This window comes from Achromobacter spanius (genome assembly GCF_003994415.1).
Classification (GTDB): Bacteria; Pseudomonadota; Gammaproteobacteria; order Burkholderiales; family Burkholderiaceae_B; genus Achromobacter; species Achromobacter spanius_C.
The window spans coordinates 765,677-783,595 of sequence record NZ_CP034689.1; the positions used below are offsets into that span (position 1 = coordinate 765,677).

The 17,919-nt window shown below is 64.6% G+C and carries 16 protein-coding genes; 7 read left to right on the plus strand and 9 right to left on the minus strand.

Features of this window, described 5'->3' with window-relative positions:
- Nucleotides 1-104: 104 nt before the first annotated feature.
- Nucleotides 105-554 carry an Lrp/AsnC family transcriptional regulator gene (locus tag ELS24_RS03395; RefSeq protein ID WP_046806515.1) on the plus strand — a complete coding sequence of 150 codons (450 nt, stop codon included), beginning with the start codon at nucleotides 105-107 and terminating at the stop codon, nucleotides 552-554.
- A 61-nt stretch (nucleotides 555-615) separates the two neighbouring features.
- Here ELS24_RS03395 and ELS24_RS03400 read toward each other — a convergent pair whose 3' ends face one another.
- Nucleotides 616-1,581 (minus strand): Bug family tripartite tricarboxylate transporter substrate binding protein, encoded by a 966-nt coding sequence (locus ELS24_RS03400; RefSeq protein ID WP_050447111.1) that lies wholly within the window; start codon nucleotides 1,579-1,581, stop codon nucleotides 616-618.
- Nucleotides 1,582-1,666: 85 nt separating this feature from the next.
- Nucleotides 1,667-2,545 (minus strand): alpha/beta hydrolase, encoded by an 879-nt coding sequence (locus ELS24_RS03405; RefSeq protein ID WP_240669440.1) that lies wholly within the window; start codon nucleotides 2,543-2,545, stop codon nucleotides 1,667-1,669.
- Nucleotides 2,546-2,649: 104 nt separating this feature from the next.
- Here ELS24_RS03405 and ELS24_RS03410 point away from each other — a divergent pair, with 104 nt between their 5' ends.
- The 3 genes from ELS24_RS03410 (at nucleotide 2,650) to ELS24_RS03420 (ending at nucleotide 5,550) form a co-directional block, all read left to right on the plus strand.
- Nucleotides 2,650-3,549, plus strand: coding sequence for a LysR family transcriptional regulator (locus ELS24_RS03410; RefSeq protein WP_050447112.1), 900 nt, complete (start codon nucleotides 2,650-2,652; stop codon nucleotides 3,547-3,549).
- 189 nt (nucleotides 3,550-3,738) lie between these two features.
- On the plus strand, nucleotides 3,739-4,245 hold the full coding sequence (locus ELS24_RS03415; RefSeq protein WP_050447113.1) for a hypothetical protein: 507 nt from the start codon (nucleotides 3,739-3,741) through the stop codon (nucleotides 4,243-4,245).
- A gap of 105 nt (nucleotides 4,246-4,350) precedes the next feature.
- Complete coding sequence (locus ELS24_RS03420) at nucleotides 4,351-5,550, plus strand: MFS transporter (protein ID WP_050447114.1); 1,200 nt, start codon at nucleotides 4,351-4,353, stop codon at nucleotides 5,548-5,550.
- Between the two features lie 187 nt (nucleotides 5,551-5,737).
- Here ELS24_RS03420 and gltX read toward each other — a convergent pair whose 3' ends face one another.
- Entirely contained in the window at nucleotides 5,738-7,144 is a 1,407-nt protein-coding gene (gltX, locus tag ELS24_RS03425) for a glutamate--tRNA ligase (protein ID WP_050447116.1), read from the minus strand.
- A gap of 119 nt (nucleotides 7,145-7,263) precedes the next feature.
- Here gltX and ELS24_RS03430 point away from each other — a divergent pair, with 119 nt between their 5' ends.
- Complete coding sequence (locus ELS24_RS03430; protein ID WP_050447118.1) at nucleotides 7,264-9,705, plus strand: GNAT family N-acetyltransferase; 2,442 nt, start codon at nucleotides 7,264-7,266, stop codon at nucleotides 9,703-9,705.
- A gap of 55 nt (nucleotides 9,706-9,760) precedes the next feature.
- On the opposite strand, the gene ELS24_RS03435 is transcribed toward ELS24_RS03430, so the two are convergent.
- The 6 genes from ELS24_RS03435 to yjgA all read right to left on the minus strand — a co-directional run bounded on the left by ELS24_RS03435 (nucleotide 9,761) and on the right by yjgA (nucleotide 14,915).
- A complete protein-coding gene (locus ELS24_RS03435) occupies nucleotides 9,761-10,453 on the minus strand; it encodes an isochorismatase family cysteine hydrolase (RefSeq protein ID WP_127183406.1) in 693 nt (230 codons plus the stop codon).
- A 9-nt stretch (nucleotides 10,454-10,462) separates the two neighbouring features.
- Nucleotides 10,463-11,299 carry an ABC transporter permease gene (locus ELS24_RS03440; RefSeq protein WP_050447120.1) on the minus strand — a complete coding sequence of 279 codons (837 nt, stop codon included), beginning with the start codon at nucleotides 11,297-11,299 and terminating at the stop codon, nucleotides 10,463-10,465.
- 3 nt (nucleotides 11,300-11,302) lie between these two features.
- Nucleotides 11,303-12,115, minus strand: coding sequence for an ABC transporter ATP-binding protein (locus ELS24_RS03445; protein WP_050447122.1), 813 nt, complete (start codon nucleotides 12,113-12,115; stop codon nucleotides 11,303-11,305).
- Nucleotides 12,115-13,131, minus strand: coding sequence for an ABC transporter substrate-binding protein (locus ELS24_RS03450; RefSeq protein ID WP_127183407.1), 1,017 nt, complete (start codon nucleotides 13,129-13,131; stop codon nucleotides 12,115-12,117). The genes ELS24_RS03445 and ELS24_RS03450 overlap by 1 nt, the downstream gene beginning before the upstream one ends.
- A 522-nt stretch (nucleotides 13,132-13,653) precedes the next feature.
- Nucleotides 13,654-14,331 carry an alpha/beta hydrolase gene (locus ELS24_RS03455; protein ID WP_050447124.1) on the minus strand — a complete coding sequence of 226 codons (678 nt, stop codon included), beginning with the start codon at nucleotides 14,329-14,331 and terminating at the stop codon, nucleotides 13,654-13,656.
- A gap of 32 nt (nucleotides 14,332-14,363) precedes the next feature.
- Nucleotides 14,364-14,915, minus strand: coding sequence for a ribosome biogenesis factor YjgA (gene yjgA / locus ELS24_RS03460; protein ID WP_050447125.1), 552 nt, complete (start codon nucleotides 14,913-14,915; stop codon nucleotides 14,364-14,366).
- Between the two features lie 58 nt (nucleotides 14,916-14,973).
- Between yjgA and pmbA the strand changes: the two genes are divergently transcribed.
- Both pmbA and ELS24_RS03470 read left to right on the plus strand, forming a co-directional pair.
- Nucleotides 14,974-16,338, plus strand: coding sequence for a metalloprotease PmbA (gene pmbA / locus ELS24_RS03465; RefSeq protein ID WP_050447126.1), 1,365 nt, complete (start codon nucleotides 14,974-14,976; stop codon nucleotides 16,336-16,338).
- 280 nt (nucleotides 16,339-16,618) lie between these two features.
- Nucleotides 16,619-17,713 (plus strand): TRAP transporter substrate-binding protein, encoded by a 1,095-nt coding sequence (locus ELS24_RS03470; protein WP_127183408.1) that lies wholly within the window; start codon nucleotides 16,619-16,621, stop codon nucleotides 17,711-17,713.
- Nucleotides 17,714-17,919 lie beyond the last annotated feature (206 nt).

Below are 17,919 nucleotides of genomic sequence, written 5' to 3' on the forward strand. Positions count from 1 at the left end.
ATGATAGGTTCGTGGAGCATCCGATTTATTGCGTTTTTGGATCGTGCTATCCCTATAATACGCAATGAACATTTCGTGTTCGACAAAAACCAGGAGACAAAGCGATGGACAAGACCGATATCGGCATCCTCAAGGCCCTGCAGGAGGACGGCCGGGCTTCGGCGCAGCAGTTGTCCGATAAGGTGGGGCTATCGGCCGCGCCGGTGTGGCGGCGGGTAAAGGCGATGGAAGCCAGCGGGGTCATCCAGGGTTATAGCGCCCAGGTGGACCGCAGCAAGGTGGGGCTGGGCTGCATGTTCGCGCAGATCAGCCTGGAGCGGCATTCCTCGAATACGGTCGAGCATTTTGAGCGTTCGGTGCGCGACGCGCCCGAGATCCTGGAATGCTATGCGGTGACCGGCGATTCCGACTTCCTGTTGAAGATCCTGGTGGAAAGCCCGGAAGCGTACGACCGTTTCCTGCACCGCTTTCTGTTCAACATGCCGGGCATCCGCCAGACGCGCACCATCGTGGCGCTGCGCGAGATCAAGCACGAACAGCGGCTGCCGCTGTAATCGATATAAGACGCTCTCTATATATAGAGAGCGCCAGGGAAAGCGCCGCGCGCGTCTCTCTTTATTGAGGCTGGATCCCTGAGATGCGGATCCATTCCTTCCAGCGCGCGGTGTCTTCATGCACGAAGGCGTCAAAGCGCGCCACGTCCATCGATTCCGGGGTCAGACCCAGCGCGCGCAGCTTGCCGGCCGTGACCTCGTCCTTGACCGCGGCCTGCAAGTACGCATTCATCTTGTCCACGATATCGGGCGGCGTGCCGGCTGGCGCCGACAGGCCCAGCCAGCCCGCCACGACGAAGTCAGGGTAGTAGCTGGCCATGGTCGGCACGCTGGGCCAGGCCGGATGCGCCTGCGCGCCCGTGACGGCGATGGGCACGAGCCCCTTGCCGTCGATCTGTCCCATGGCGGTCAGGTAGTCCACGAAGGCGAAACCGATCTGCTTGCCGCGCAGGTCCGTGATGATCTGGGTGATGTTCTTGTAGGCCGCTCCGCTGACGTTGATGCCTGCGCGTTGCTTGAAAAGCTCGGACGGCACCTGCGACGATGAACTGTAGTAGCCGAAAAAGACCTCGCCGGGGTGCTTGTTGGCGTAGGCCACCAGTTCCGGCACGCTGCGGTAGGGGCTGTCCGGCGACACCACGCCCACTGTGCCGAATGTGCCCAGCATGCCAACCTGGCGAAAATCCTTCTGTGCGTCGTAGGGCAGGGTCTTGTACAGGAATTGATTGGCGGCGTGCGTCGAATTTGTCGACAGTAGGAACGTGTAGCCATTGGGCGCGGCATTCTTGGCCGCGTTGGTGCCGACGATGCCGCCAGCGCCAGGGCGGTCTTCCACAACGATCGTTTGCCCGGTCTTTTCGCCCAGGTATTGCGCGAACGTGCGTGCCGTCAGGTCGGCCGCGCCGCCAGCGGCGGAGGGCACGATGATCGTGACGGGTTTTTCAGGCCAGCCGGCCGCGCGCGCAGGGGCGGTCAGCAACAGGCCCGCGCCGAGCAGCGCGGGAAGTAGGGTGCGGGTAAGGATCATGCGTGTCTCCTGATGGCGGTCTGGCGCGGTGCGCCGCGTTGTTGTCGTTATCGGTGTGAGTGAAGTTGTCCGTGGGGCCGAGCATTCATCCGATGTGCTCGCGATACCAGCGCAGGATGGCGGATGCGCTGACTTGCCATTGGTCTGCGTACATCATGCAATGCGGCTGCCCGGCAAGCACCGCGTGCGTAAATCCGTAGCGGCGCGCGATGGCCGCGTCCTGGCCGGGCGGGTGGCGGTCGTGCGTGTCCAGGCCGGCTTCCAGGCACAGACCCGGCGCGGCGATGGGTGCGTCGCCGATCGCGACGCGCAGCAGATAGCGGTCGTTCAGCACCTGTGGGCTTTCCGCGCTCAGGCGTTGCGATACGGCGCTAACGTCGCGGTCGGGCGTGGTGGCGAGGAAACGGGCGCGAATCTCGGTCTCGGCGGGGGGCGGCCGCGCGGCATCTTTGGGTACGGCTGGCAGGGCCTGCGCGCCGGGCAGATCGCCAGGAGGCGAGGGCGCCAGCAGCACGACACCAGCCACGGGCCGCGCCCGCGCTGCCCATAAGGCCGGCAACGCGCCCATGCTGTGGCCGACGACAACGGTGGGCCCCGTCAGCGCATCCAATGCGCTGACGACATCCTGCCCCAAGTCCGCAATAGCGACGCGGGCAAATGCCGCGTCCTGGGCCAGCGCGCCATGGCCGCGCACGTCCAGCGCTGCGCAGCCCAGACCGGCGGCGGCAAAAAACTCCAGATAGTGCGCATAACACCAGGCCCCGTGGTAGGCACCGGGCACGAACAGCAGGCCGGGTGGGTGGCCAATTGAGGGGGCGCCGATCACCAGTCGGCCACGGCCCGCCGGGCGGCTGGGCAGTCGGTCGACCAGGCTGAAGTCCAGCGGATCGCGCGGTGGGGGCGCTGCTTGGGCGCGGGGGGCGGGCATGTAGTCGTATGTCTCGTTATGCGAACGGGGCGACATCCGGTGTTCGCCTTGCGGTCATCTTAAGTGTCGCCCTATCATCAGAAAACTTTATTTTTCCTATGCTTTGATAAGTTTCACAAATCAGTTGAAGACGCCCCTCCATGCCCGCTGCACCTGATCTTTCCATCACGCATTACCGGCACTTTCTGTTGGTGGCCGAACTGCGCAGTTTCCGCGCCGCGGCCGCCCGGGCATTCCGCTCGCAGCCGGCCCTGTCGCTGTCCATCCGTGAAATGGAACAGCGCCTGGGGCAGCCGCTGTTCGAACTCGGTAATCGCAATACCCTCACCCGATTTGGGCAGGACTGCCTGCCGCTGGCGCGTGAACTGGTCGAACATCACGACCGCGTTGCCGGCACGCTGTCGGGGCTGGCAAATAATGGCGCGGGCACCTTGACGATGGCCTCTGTCGCAACCGTGGCCACGCATTGGCTGCCGGAACTGGTGGCTGCGTATCGCGAACGCTTTCCGGCCGTAGCGTTACGGCTGTTCGATGACAACTCCGAAGGCGTGGAACGCATGGTGCTGGCGGGCGAGGTCGAACTGGGGGTGTGCAGCCCGGTGCTGGGGGATCGTCGGCTGACCTTCGAACCGCTGCTGCGGGACGCTTTCGGCCTGGTCTGCCACCGTGCCCATCCGCTGGCCACGCGCAAATCGGTGACCTGGCGCGCGATCGCCGACCTGCCGCTAGTGGGCACCGTGGCGCACCGCCAATTGGCCGACTACCCCCAAGCGGCTTTCATGTTGGACCGCCAGGTGTTCGTGTCGAACATGATGTCGCTGTTGGCCATGCTTGAACGCGGCGTGGGCGTGACCGTGCTGGCGCGGCTGGGCGTGCCACCGGATTCGCCCGGGCTGGCGTTCGTGCCGCTGACGCGCCCGTGCATCGAACGCGAACTGGGCATCACCAAACTGGCCGGCCGCAGTTTGTCGCCGGCGGCGGCGCGCATGGAAGAAATGCTGCGCGCCAAAGCCGCTGCAAGCCGGCGCGGTGTCGCTTGAAACCAACGCATTCGTGCGCTTTCCAGACCTAAAACCGGCGCATTCCGGCATGCACTGTTGCGCAATTGCACACGGCGCGGATCGTCGTTGATTCTTCCCTGGCGGCTCATTAGAGTGCGTCATGTTTGCTGCGCGAAGGACGTGCCGGTCTGATCGGTGCGCCGCGTCGACAGACGTGTTGAGGAAGTCATGAGCAGTGTGTATTTGCGTTCGGCCAGCATCGTCTGCGCCGTTCTTGTCCTGGCCGGTTGCGCGGCCAGAAAGCCCGCCGCCATCACGGAAGGCCAGCCCGAGGCGCCGCCCAAGCCGGTGGCATGTGTGCCCGCCAAAACGGGTGATCCCATGATCGGGACCTGGCTGTCGAACACACGGCCGCGCGACGTCAGCGGGGAACTGCAATCGCTGATCGTCTTGTCCGCCGATGGCACGATGGCCTATGAGTCGTTGCTCAAGATCGGCCGCAAGGCGCGTCCGGCCTTGCGTGAGACAGGCTGCTGGACCGTGGCCGACAACGTCTACACGATGCAGACGACCAAATCCGCCGGCGAACCCGTGGATGCCAAAGACCCCATCTACGTGAGCCGCTATCGCGTCGAAAAGGTCGAGCGCGCCAAGCTCACGCTGCGCGAGCTCAAGAGCGGCGGCCAGTTGGTTACCGCGCGCCGCATGCCGCAGGGCTACCGCCTGCCTTACTGACCGTTTGACCGTTGCGCGGGGCGGACACTGCCTATGTCCGCCAAGCCAAGATGGGCTGGCTGCGGTAAGGTGCGGGCTTCGACTTTGCCTTGCCGCCGGTTTTCCATGCCCGCCATGTCTTCTGAAGCGCGCGCGATCGCGTTGCTTGCCCTGGCTGCTTTCGTCAGCGCCAGCGCCTTTCGTATCTGTGATCCCATGCTGCCGCAACTGGCCGCGGAATTCGGCACCTCTACCGGGCAGGCCGCGCGCGTGGTGACGGCATTCGCCGTGGCGTATGGCGTGTTGCAGATGTTCTTCGGCCCGGTGGGCGACCGCTACGGCAAGTACCGCGTCGTCAGCGTGGCGACGGTGGCCTGTGCCCTGGGCAGCGCCGGCGCGGTGCTGGCCCCTTCGTTGGATATGTTGGTCTTGTGCCGCGCCGTGTCAGGCGCGGCAGGGGCGGGCATCGTCCCGCTGTCGATGGCCTGGATTGGCGACAACGTGCCTTATGAGCGTCGGCAGGCAACGTTGGCGCGCTTTCTGACCGGCACCATTCTTGGCATGTCAGCCGGCCAATTGGCGGGCGGTCTGTTCGCCGATACCGTGGGCTGGCGCTGGGCGTTCGCCGCGCTGGTGGTCGGTTATCTGGTCGTTGGTGTTCTGCTGCATCTGGAAGTGCGCCGCCAACGTGCGGCGGGCTTTGCGCAGGTGGACCCCAACGCCGTCCGGCAGGGCTTTGTCGGGCAGGCGCGGCTGGTGTTGGGCACCCCCTGGGCGCGCATTGTGTTGGCAACGGTGTTCATCGAAGGCCTGCTGGTCTTCGGCGCCTTGGCGTTTGCGCCGTCCTACCTGCACGAGCGCTTCGATATTTCGCTGACTGCCGCGGGCGCCTTGGTGGCGGTTTACGCGGTGGGCGGGCTGATCTACACGGTGGTGGCCGGTCGCATCCTCAAGCGCCTGGGCGAACGTGGCCTGGCGGTGGCGGGCGGCCTGGTGTTGGGTGTGGCCTTCCTGTCGTACCTGCTGGGGCCGGTCTGGATGTGGAGCCTGCTTGCCAGTGTGTTGGCCGGCTTCGGGTATTACCTGCTGCACGCCACGCTGCAAACCAACGCCACGCAGATGGTGCCGTCAGCGCGCGGCACCGCCGTGGCCTGGTTCGCATCCTGCCTTTTCATGGGCCAGGCGGCCGGCGTGGCGCTCGCGGGCGCGGTCGTAGACGAGATAGGCGCCGCGGCCCTCTTCGGCGGCTCCGCCATCCTGCTCCCCCTACTAGGCGCCTTCTTCGCCCGCGCCCTGAAAGCCCGCCCCAAACCCTCAACCCCGTAGGATGGGTGAAGCGCGCGCCCGTGCCAAAAAGAACACTAGTGCCGATCGCGCGCAACCCATGCGGCGCTACATAGAACACCGCCGCAGATCCCACGCCACCCATGCGGCGCCAAAAAGAACACCACTGAAGACCGGACGTAACCCTTGGGGCCCCAAACAGACCAGCACCACCAAGGGCCCCAAAACCCTAAATACCCCCCAACCGTCCCAGCACCGTTTCCTTGCCCAACAACGCCAGCACTGCATCCACCGCCGGCGTCTGCGTCTGACCGGTCACCGCCACGCGCAGCGGAATTGCCAGTTGCGGCATCTTCAAGCCACGATCAGCCAGCACCGCCTTGATCAGCGCCGACAACGCTTCACGAGTCCAGTCGATATCCTTGGCCCGCAGCGCGAAGTCAGCCAGCGCCTCGCGCGCGGCAGGCGTCAGGTGTTGCTCGACCAGTTCCGGCGCGGCGGGCGTGAACGGCGCGCAGAACAGCATGGCGCCGTCGGCCAGTTGCTCCAGCGTTTCGGCACGGTCCTTCAGCAAACCCATCACGCCCGGAAGATCGATCTTTTCCGGATGGCCGCCACGGTTCGCCACGCGCGGAGCCACGCGCTCGGCCAGTTCCGCGTTGTCCATCTGCTTGATGTAGTGGGCGTTGACCCAGTTCAGCTTCTTCGGATCCCATTGCGATGCGGACTTCGACAAATGCTTGGTGTCGAACCACGACACCAATTGTTCGCGCGAGAAAAGCTCGTCGTCGCCGTGGCTCCAGCCCAGGCGGGCCAGGTAGTTGATCATGGCCTCGGGCAGATAGCCCTCGTTGTCGTACTCCATGACATTGACCGCGCCGTGGCGCTTGGACAGCTTTTCGCCATCCGGACCCAGGATCATCGGCACATGGCCATATTCGGGCAGCGTCGCGCCCAGCGCGCGCAGGATGTTGATCTGGCGCGGCGTGTTGTTGACGTGGTCATCGCCGCGCAGCACGTGGGTGATGCCCATGTCCCAGTCGTCGACCACGACGCAGAAGTTGTAGGTGGGGGTGCCGTCGGGGCGCGCGATGATCAGGTCGTCCAGCTCGGTGTTGTCGAAGCTGATCGTGCCCTTGACCATGTCGTTCCAGGACGTGGCGCCTTCCTGGGGGTTCTTGAAGCGCACCACCGGCTTGCGGCCTTCGGGAACGGCGGGCAGCGTCTTGCCCGGTTCCGGGCGCCAGGTGCCGTCATAGCGCGGCTTGTCGCCGCGCGCGCGGGCGGCTTCGCGCATGGCTTCCACTTCCTCGGGCGAGCTGTAGCAATGGTAGGCGGTGCCGGCGGCCAGCATCTGCGCCACCACCTCGCGGTAGCGGTCCATGCGCTGCATCTGATAGAAAGGGCCTTCGTCGGGCTGCATGCCCAGCCATTCCATGCTGTCCAGAATGGCCTGCACGGCTTCCGGCGTGGAGCGCTCGACGTCAGTGTCTTCAATGCGCAGCACGAACGTGCCTTGGTGATGGCGTGCGAACGCCCAGGAGAACAGCGCGGTGCGCGCGCCGCCCAAGTGCAAAAAGCCCGTGGGCGAAGGCGCGAAGCGGGTACGGATGGGGGAGGTGGCGTTGGAAGTCATAGGGGGCAATGATAGCGGCTGCGGCGCCACAAAGCGGCGTCGGACACGGTCCACATCAAGCGGACGGCGGGCTGGTCTTGTTACGATGAACGGTATTTTAGATTAGGGCGCACCTCCCTATGCTGCGACACGCGCTTGCCCCGATGTTCGAACCCAGTTCGCTGGTGATCGTTGCCGACCGGCCCTTGCCGGCGGCGGGTTCGCTGTCGCCCGCGCTCAAGGCGAAAACCACGGTGGTGGATTGCGAACCGGGCGCGGCGCCCGAACTGCCCGTGGCGCTGGAAGGCCTGGCGGCGGGGGCGCGGCCCGATCTGGCCCTGGTTTGCGTGTCACCGGCCGTGCTGCCAGAGACGCTGCGCCGACTGTCCGCGCTGGCGCCCCGCTCGGTGATTTTGCTGCCCCATCAATTACCGGACCCGTATCCGCGCGGCACGTGGGCCTTGTGCCGGGCCTGGGCGGAAGAAAACCGTTGCGAACTGCTGGGCCCGCGTTCCTTCGGCGCGCAGCGGCCGCACGCCGGCCTGAATTTTAGCCAGCACCCGGTGTTGGCGCGGGCCGGGCGCGTGGCGCTGGTGGCGCAGTCGCGCTCCATCATGGCGGCGGTCATGGACTGGGCCGAAGACGTGCATATCGGCTTTTCCACCGCCGTGTCGCTGGGCGACGAAGCGGTGGTGGGGTTGTCCAAGGTGCTGGACTACCTGGCCAGCGACCCCCGCACCGACAGCATCGTGCTGTACCTGGAAGACGTGGGTCCGGCGCGCGAATTCATGAGCGCGCTGCGCGCCGCGGCCAGCGTGAAGCCGGTCATCGTGCTCAAGGCCGGGCGGTCCGACGCCGACGGTGCCGACGCCATTTTCGATGCGGCCTTGCGCCGCGCGGGCGCCGTGCGCGTGCGCTACTTTGTGCAACTGTTTTCGGCCGTGAAGGTGTTGGGCTACACGCGCCGCCCCAAGGGCCGGCGCGTGGCGCTGATCTCCAACGGCAATGGGCCTCCGCAATTGGCGATGGACCTGATCGGCCCCGACGCGGCCGTGCTGCGTGCCGACCTTGCGCCCACCACCCGCCGCGCGCTGGAGTCCATGCTGGAGCCGGACGCGGCCTGTCAGAACCCGGTCATCACCTACACGCCGCTGACGCCCGAGCGTATACGCGCCATTTTGGAAACAGTGCTGGACGACATTGGCGTGGACGGCGTGCTGGTGCTGCTGGCGCCCGACGCGCTGGCCGACATGCCGGCTGTTGCCCGCGAGCTTGCGCAGATTGCACCCACGGCCAAGAAGCCGGTCGTCAGTTGCTTCATGGGCGACGCCGGCATGCGACCGCTGCGGCGCATGCTGGACGACGCGGGCACGCCCGCCTTCCGGACCCCGGAATCCGCCGCCGATGCCTTCGGCGTGCTGGCGTCCCACCACTACAACCAGCAACTGCTGCTGCAGACACAACCGCAGGAACCTCCCAGCCATGTGCCGGACCTGACCGCCGCGCGCGAACTCATCGCGCGCGTGCGGGCAGATTGCCGGCGCGAACTGAACACGTCCGAAATCCGCACGCTGCTGGGCCTGTTCTATGTGCCGCTAAGCGATATGCCGGTGGACGTGGCCTCTGCCGAACCCGAGTCGCGCCCCATGGCGATCCGGGTGCAGCGCGATCCGCAATTCGGCCCGGTCATCCGCTTTGGCGCAGGCGGGCCAGACGCGGTGCTGTCCGTGTCGGACCGCGGCATGGACCTGCCGCCGCTCAATGGCTTTCTTGCCCGCCAGCTTATTGAACGCAGCCGGCTGTGGCGCCGCGTGCTGGCGCCGCGCGTCGGCCACATGGCGGCGGAAGCCTTGCAGCAGGCGGTGGTGCTGGTGTCTGAACTGGTGTCTGAACTGCCCGACATTGAATCGCTGGATATCGACCCGCTCTACGCTGGTGAAACGCATCTGCGCGCGGGCGGGCTGCGCATGACGCTGACCGAGACGCCCGGCTGCGAAACGCCGCAGACCTCGGGCTATCCGCACATGGCGATCCACCCGTACCCGACGCGGCTGGTGCATGTGCGCCGTTTCAACGACGGCATTCCCTGGGTGCTGCGCCCGATTCGTCCGGAGGACGGGGGCGCGCTGCAGGAATTCATTCGTGGGCTGTCAGAGCGTTCGCGCTACATGCGCTTTGTGTCGATGATGCGCGAACTGACGCCGCGCATGGTGTCGCGCTACACGCAGGTGGACTATCACCGCGAACTGGCGCTGGTGGCGGCCACGCAGGTGCCCAACCCGGCCAACCGCGGGCATCCGCGCGAGGTGATCGTGGGCTTTGCCCACTACCTGCGCAACCCGGATGGGCGTGGCGCGGAGTACGCGCTGGTGATCGGCGACGACTGGCAGCGGCGTGGCCTGGGCCGTCAGTTGATGGCGGCGCTGATCGACGCCGCGCGCGAGCAGGGGCTGGAATACATCGATGGCCTGGTGCTGTCGACCAACCGGCCCATGCTGGCGCTGATGACCAGCCTGGGCTTCACCAACGACGCGGATCCGGAAGACCCGACGATGCGTCGCGTGTGGCTGGACCTGGCCTGAGGCTATGACGGCCAAGGCGCGCGGCCGGCCCCGTGACGGGCCGCGGCGCTCGCCGTCAGGCGGTCTTGCGCATGGCCTGGGCGGGCGCCAACCGCGCCGTCACCTCGTCCACCGACAGCACGTCGCCAAAGAACAGCATCCACCCCTGCAAGGAATGCTCGTGTTCGGCCGGCGTCACCGCCGCCAGCGCGTCGTCCACCATGATGGTGCGAAAGTCGCGCATCATGGCGTCGCGCGCGGTGGACTCGCAGCACACGTTGGTGACGGTGCCGGCGATCAGCAGCGTGTCCACGCCCAAGCCGCGCAACAGCGGTTCCAGTTCAGACGAGCCGGGCGCCATGGCGCTGTAAAAGCGCTTGACCACGCGCAGGTCGGTATCGGCCGCGTGCAGATCGGGGTGCAGTTGAAAGCCCGGCGAATCGCTGCGCAGCGTTTCCAGCCGCCGCTTGCTGCGCTCGGGCGTCAGCATCACGCCGTGATGGTGCGACCAGAAAGCGTCGGCATTGTCGGACGCCGTCTGCACCCACACCACCGTGCCGCCCGCCGCGCGCACCGCGTCGCACAGGCGGTTGACGGGGGCGATGATCTCGCGGGCCGGCGCGCATTCGCCCTGATAGCCGGGCAGGGTGAAATACTGCTGCATGTCGATCACGACCACCGCGGTACGGCCGGCGGGCAGTTCGTCATACGGATGCAGGCAACCTTGGCGGGCCATGACGCGGTCTTGTACCCATTGCGGAAATTCCATGACGGTTCCTTATCCGTAGCGCCGCGCCACGGCGGCTTCGATGCGGTAGATGATCATGTACATCACGCTGGAAATCAGCGCCAGCATGGTGATGGCGGTCATGACGATGTTCAGCTTGAATACCTGGCTGCCGTTCATGATGAGAAAGCCCAGGCCGGAATCCGCCGACTGGAATTCGCCCACGATCACGCCCACCAGCGCCAGGCCGATGTTCATTTTCACGGCGGCGATCAGGGTGGGCACGCTGCCGGGCAGCACCACCTTGGTCAGCACCTGCCAGCGGCTGGCGCCGAAGGTGTGGGCAAGCTTCACCTTGTTCAGGTCGATGCCGCGAAAGCCCGCGTACACCACCATGATGGTGACGAATACGGCAATGGCGACGGCCATGCCATACACGGCATAGTCAGACCCCAGCCACAAGTAGAAGATCGGCACGAAGGCGATCTTGGGCATGGCGTTGGCCACCACCAGAAAGGGGTCCAGCACCTTGTACAGAAAGTCGGACCACCACAACGCCGCGGCCACCACGATGCCGATCGCCATGCTCAAGGTAAAGCCGACCAGCGTGGCCGATAGCGTGGTCATGATGTGTTTGGCCAGTTGGCCGTTGGTCCACAGGTCAAGAAAGGTGGGCCACAGCGCGCTGGGGTAACTGGTCAACAGCGGGTTCAGGATGTGCATGCGCGGCAGGATTTCCCACGCGCACAGGAAAACCACCATCAGCAGGGCCTGGGTCAGGCGGATGTTGCGCTTCTTGGCGCGGTCGCGCCGCAGGTAGTCCAGGTATTTGGCGCTGGGCGCGGGCACGGCGCGCAGCGGTACGGTATTGGCGATGGGAGCATTCATGGGTCAACCCTCCACATGGACGTCCAACTCGTCCCATAGCTGTTTGAAGTAAACGTTAAATTCGGGCCGCGATCGCGCCTGGAAGGGCGTGGGCCGCGCGCCGTCGCCATAGTGAATGCGGTACTGGCTTTTCAGCCGGCCGGGCCGGCGCGACAACACGATGACGCGGTCGGTCATGGCAATGGCTTCGCCGATATCGTGTGTGACCAGCACCACGGTCTTGCCTTCGCGCCGCAGGATGTCCACGACTTCATCCGAGATCGCCAGGCGCGTCTGCGAGTCCAGCGCCGAAAAGGGTTCGTCCAGCAGGATCACGTCGGGCTCGGTCACCAGCGTGCGCGCCAGCGCGGCGCGCTGTCGCATGCCGCCCGACAACTGCCGTGGTGTGTGCGACAGGAACGCACCCAGCCCGCATTTTTCCAGCAGATGCACGGCACGCGCCTCGCTTCGCGCATCGCGTCGGCCCTGGATCTCGGCGCCCAGCATCACGTTGTCCAGAATCGTGCGCCATTCAAACAGGTAGTCTTGCTGCAGCATGTAGCCAATGCGCGGGTTTGGCTTGGTCACGCCTTGGCCGTCGATCATCACCGCGCCAGACGTCGGCGGGATCAGCCCGGCAATCAGCGACAGCAGCGTGCTCTTGCCGCAGCCGCTTTGGCCGATCAGGCTGACGAATTCGCCCGGCGCCAGCGAGAACGACACGTTCGACAGCGCCTCGGTTTCGCCTTCGGCCGTGAAGTACGACAGGCACACGTCGCGCAGTTCGATCTTCGCCGTGGCGGTGGCGGGCTTCAGGTTGTGGACGGCGGCTCCCATTACTGCACCTTGTTGGCAAAGTCAGCCACCACCACGTCTTCGTATTTCACGCGGGCGGTGTCCTTCATCACGGCGCTGGCAATCAGCATGTCTTGCAGCCGGTTCATGGCCTCGGCCGTGACCAGCGGCGTCGTCTTCCAGATCTGATATTGCTTGTAGCGCTCGATGGCTTCGGTCACCGCGCCCTGGTCCATGCCCGGGAAGTACGTCATGATCTGCGGCGCCAACGTGGCGGCCGGTGTGTCCTTCACGTATTTCTCGGCGCGCGCGACCACATTGGTCCAGGCCTGGATGACCTTGGGGTTGTCGCGTATGTATTTGTCGGTGGCGGTAAAGACGGTGTAGTCCACCTGGCCGACCTCATGGCCCACCGAGGCCACGATGTAGCCCTTGCCGTTGCGGACCAGTTCACCGGCCTCGGGTTCCAGGAAGATGCCGTATTCACCTTGGCCTGCCATCCATGCGCCGGCACGGGCCGGAATGCCGATGTTGTTCAGCAGCTTCACGTCTTTCTTCGGGTCTACGCCATGTTTGCGCAGCGCGGTTTCCAGGAACACGATGGGGTTCGACCCGGGCCGAAAGCCGATGACTTCCTTGCCCTTGAGCATGGACCAGTCAAACTTTTCGATCGGCTTGCGCGCCAGCAGGAAGAAGCCGTCGGTAGCGGTCAAGCCCGCGAAGATTTTCGGCTTGACCGGCGATTCGCTGTTCTGCACGTAGATGGACGCCTCGGGCCCGATCAGCACGATGTCGGCGCTGCCGGACAAGAGCGCCGTCATGCCCTTGTCGGTGCCCTGCGAGGTTTTCATCGACACGTCCAGCCCAGCGTCCTTGAAGTAACCCTGCGACAGGGCCACGTATTTCGGCACGTACAGGATGGATCGCACGACCTCTTCGTAGCGAACCTTCACGGGGGGATTCAAGGCTTGGGCCTGAGCGCCCGGGGGGGCAAACAGCGGGGCGATCAGCGCAAGCAACGCCGCGCCCGCCAGACGGGGCAATGGCAAGAATTTCACGGGACTTTCTCCTGCGTCTTTGTGGCACGCCGAAACCCGGCGCGGCACGGCCAATGGGGTGGAATCGACAACAACAACAGGGAAGCCCGAACACCTGCTGCCCGGGCCGATAAGGCATGGATCGAATACTATATTCAATACAAGAGGGCGACAAGCATTTTGGGATTGGCGTTTTTCTCTATGGACGAGCGCCGTTCAGCCCAGGAGAATTTAGGGCTTGGATACCAGTTGGTATACAGAATAAGGTTGGGATGGGTTGATGGGTTTGCGCGCTGACGGATGGCGCTCGCGCGGCGATCTGGGCGCGCCACACCCATCCTACGAACGACGGTCGAGCCCCGTAGGATGGGTAAAGCGCGAAATCACAGGCAGCAGATCACGACCGCCAAGCGCGCGGAACCCATCACAGCCCGACGGCAGTCGAGCCCCGTAGGATGGGTGAAGCGCGAAATCACAGGCAGCAAATCACCAGTGCCCACCGCGCGGAACCCATCACAGCCCCCGCGACAGTCGACCCCAGCATCACCTCAGCACGTCATTCAAAAACGCCGAAATGTCCCGCACTTCCTCGGCGCAAACCGAATGCGGCATTGGATACGTGTGCCAGCGCACGTCGTAACCCAAACGCTTCAACTCCGCCAACGACGCCTCGGCGCGCGCCAGCGACACGACCGGGTCGTACTGCCCATGGGCCATGAAGATAGGCGTGGCGTTATTGGCGGCATTGCGTTCCGCCTCGGCCGTGTCCACCAGCGGCAGATACCCGGACAGCGCCATCATCCCCGCCAGTTTCTCCGGCAGCCGCAGCCCCGTATGCAAGGTCATGGCGCTGCCTTGCGAGAATCCCGCCAGCACGATGTTCGACGTCGGAATACCGCGCGCATTTTCGCGGGCGATCAGCTTGTGCACGGCGGCTTCCGACGCGCGGATGCCCTTGGCGTCTTCCACGCGCACCAGGTCCATGACCAGGATGTCGTACCAGGAACGCATCGCCATGCCGTTGTTGATCGTCACGCGCTGGACCGGCGCGTTCGGGAACACAAAGCGCACCCCCAGGCCCGCGGGCAAGTCCAGTTCCGGCACGATGGGGGCGAAGTCGTTGCCATCGGCGCCCAAGCCATGCAGCCAGATGACGGCGTGCGTGGGGTTGGGGGCGGTTTCGATCTCGATGCAATCGAGCAGGTCAGTGGGAGCGTTCATGGCGGCCGCGGGAGATGTTCAGGAAGGGGGAATCAGAGCGTCAATGTCTTCAAGGCTTGGAACAAGGCGCGATAGTGCTTCTTTTGCGGTTCCTGACCTTGCAGCAGCGAGGCGTTGCCCAGCTTTTCCTTGCGCGCGGCGCGGATCAGCGTGCGCAATTGCTGCGCATCGGCTTGCGGGTTTTTCGCCAGCAGCGTGGTCAGCGCGTCGTCGTCGTCCAGCAGACGGTCGCGCAGCCCTTCCAGGCGATGCATGGCGGCGGTTTCTTCACGCGACCCGTTTTCCCAGACATCAAGCTGGGCGCGGATTTCGTCAGCGGGCGCGTCGCGCATCAGCTTGCCCACAAAGTGGACTTGGCGGCGTCGGCCTTCGCGCCCGGTCGTGCGCTGCGCTGTGCGGATCGCCTCATAGAGGCGCTCGGCCAGCGGCAATTGCTTGAGGCGGTCGGGGGACAGTTCGATCAGCTGCTTGCCCAGGTCCAGCAGGGCGTGCATTTCACGCTTGACCTGGGACTTGCTGGGACGGTCGTAGCCGTTCTCGTCGTAACCGTCGTCGACGGATTCTTCTTCAGTATGGGAATTCATGGAAAACTGCGCAATGACAGACTTGGCTATGATAACCGTCTCTGCAAATTGGACAGCAATGGTTAAATCCTCCTCATCCCTGCCGCTGGCGGCGAATCACGCGCGTTTTTCCGAACTCGTCGAACAAACCCTTGCCTATGCGCGCCAGATCGGGGCCTCGGACGCGGCGGCGGAAGTCTCGGAAAGCCTGGGGCTGTCGGTCACGGTCCGCAAGAACGACATCGAGACCGTTGAGCAGACGCGCGACCGCTCGCTGGACCTGACGGTCTACGCCGGCCAGAGCCGTGGCTCCGCCTCGACCTCCGACTTTTCCGAAGCCGCCCTGCGCCAGACGGTCGAAGCCGCCTGGCACATCGCCCGCCACACCGCCGCCGATCCGGCCGCCGGCTTGCCCGACGCTGATCAGTTGGCTACTGAATTTCCCAACCTGGACCTGCATCACGCCTGGACGGTTTCCACCGAAGAAGCCGCTGAGCTGGCGTTGCGCGCCGAACGCGCCGCGCGCGACGTCGATTCGCGCATCACCAACACCGATGGCGCCACCGTCGGCACCTACGAAGGCCAGTTCGTGATGGGCAACAGCCGCGGCTTCCTGGGCGGCTACCCCTATTCGCGGCACAGCCTGTCGGTGGCCCCCATCGCCGGCCGTGGCAACGGCATGCAGCGCGACTACTGGTACACGTCTGAACGCGATCCCGCCAAGCTGGCCTCGCCCGAGTCCATCGGCCGTTATGCCGCCGAACGCACCTTGTCGCGCCTGTCGGCCCGCCGCATCCGCACCGGCAAGTTTCCGGTGCTGTTCGAGGCCCCGCTGGCGCTGGGCCTGGTGGGCGCGCTGACCCAAGCCGTCAATGGCGGGGCGCTTTACCGCAAGGCCAGCTTTCTGCTTGATGCGCTGGGCAAGCCCATCTTCCCCAAGCACATCAACCTGACCGAAGACCCGCACATCCCGGGCGCCATGGGCAGTTCGCCGTTTGACGACGAAGGCGTGCGCACCCGCCGCCGCAATGTCGTGTCGGCCGGCGTGCTGGAAGGTTATTTTCTGTCCAGCTACACGGCGCGCAAGCTTGGCATGGCCACCACCGGCAACGCCGGCGGCTCGCACAACCTGGTGTTCAGCTCCACGCAGACCAAGCGCGGTGACGATTTCGAAGCCATGCTCAAGAAGATGGGCACGGGCTTTCTGGTTACCGAACTGATCGGGCAGGGCGTCAACTACGTCACGGGCGATTACTCGCGTGGCGCGTTCGGCTACTGGGTGGAAAACGGCAAGATCCAGCACGCCGTCCAGGAAATCACCATCGCCGGCAATTTGGCCGACATGTTCCAGCAAATCGTGGCAGTCGGCGCCGATACCATTTCGCGCGGCACGAAGACCACGGGTTCGATCTTGATCGAGCAAATGGCGATTGCGGGTACGTGATTGATCAGCGCGCGGGGGCCATGATGGGTTAGCGCGGCGGCGGTTTGTTTTTTCTTCAGGGCTTGCCGCGCTACACCCATCCTACGATCGTAGGATGGGTGTAGCGCGAGACCGCAGGCAAAAGAATGAAGGCCTGCAACGCGCAAACCCATCACCACCCTCCCACCCAAACCATCCCCCATAGCCCGGGAATTCCTCTACTCACCCACCCGCGCTCAGCGTGTAATATCCGGCGGGTATTGCTCGAAGTCCCTAGAAGCTGCTGTTCAGGAGCATCGCGATGCAACGACGTTCATTCTTGAAGCACGCAGGGCTGGGCGCCGTCGCAACGGGCGCCGCGGTCAGCACGCCTGCGTTTGCGCAAGACATGCCGTCGTTAAGTTGGCGTCTGGCTTCGGCCTTTCCCGCCGCGCTGGACTTGCGCATTGGCGCGGGCGAGCAGTTCTGCAAATTCGTGTCGGAATCCACGGGCGGAAAATTCAACATCCGCCATTTCCCCGAAGGCGAGATCGTGCCGGCGGCAGACCTGCTGGAAGCGGTCTCCACCAACAAGGTGGAATGCGGTCACGGTTCCTCGCGCGCCTTTTACGCAAAAAGCCCAGCATTCTGTTTTGACGCCGCCGTTCCCTTCGGGCTGAACGCGCGCCAGATGAATGCCTGGATGAGCGAGGGCGACGGCCTGCGCCTGACGCGCGAACTCTTCAAGCCCGAAAAGATCATCAATTTCCCGCTGGGTAATACCGGCGCGCAGATGGACGGCTGGTACGCCAAGGAAATCAAGCGCCAGGCCGACCTGAAAGACCTGAAGATGCAGATGGCTGGACTGGCCGCCGACGTGCTGGCGCGCTTGGGAGTGGCGCCGCAGCCGGCAAGCCAGGCGCCGCTGGCCGAAGCCTTCGAAAAAGAGGGGCTGCAGGGCATTGCCGGGGCAGGCGCCTATGACGACGCCAAACTTGGGCTGAATAAAGTAGCCAAGTATTACTACGGGCCGGGATGGTGCGTCCCCGGCGAGCAGTTGTCGCTCTATATCAATGACGAAGCGTGGAACAAGCTGCCCAAGCACTATCAGTCGGTCGTTCAGGCTGCGGCGCTGGCCGCGCATGGATCGCTGACCGCGCGCTACGACGCGCGCAACCCGGCCACGCTGGCGCAATTGTCGGCAAGCGGCACGCAAGTGCGCGCGTTTCCGCGCTCTATCCTGGACGTGGCCTTTGAGGCCACCCAGAAGGTCTATCAGGACTTGAGCGCCAAAGACGCGCGGTTCAAGGCAATACACGACAGTTACATGGGCTTTCGCGACAGCGAAATGCCGTGGTTCCGCTTGACGGAAAACGCCTATGGCCAGTATGTGGCCGTGGCGCTTTCTGGCAGGTAGCAAGGAGGGCGCCGATGGCCGAATGGCATTCGGTGCAAAGTAGGGTTTTTGCTAGTAATACCGCATTTTTTACAAAAAAATGGGCGGTTTTCGGGCTTTTCTCGAACCACATTCGAGTTTCGGCCTGATACAAAGGAGTAATATCCCGGGTCTTGACGCGCAACCATGGCGCCTTTAGGCGGCATATGACGTCAATCCGGTGGGAT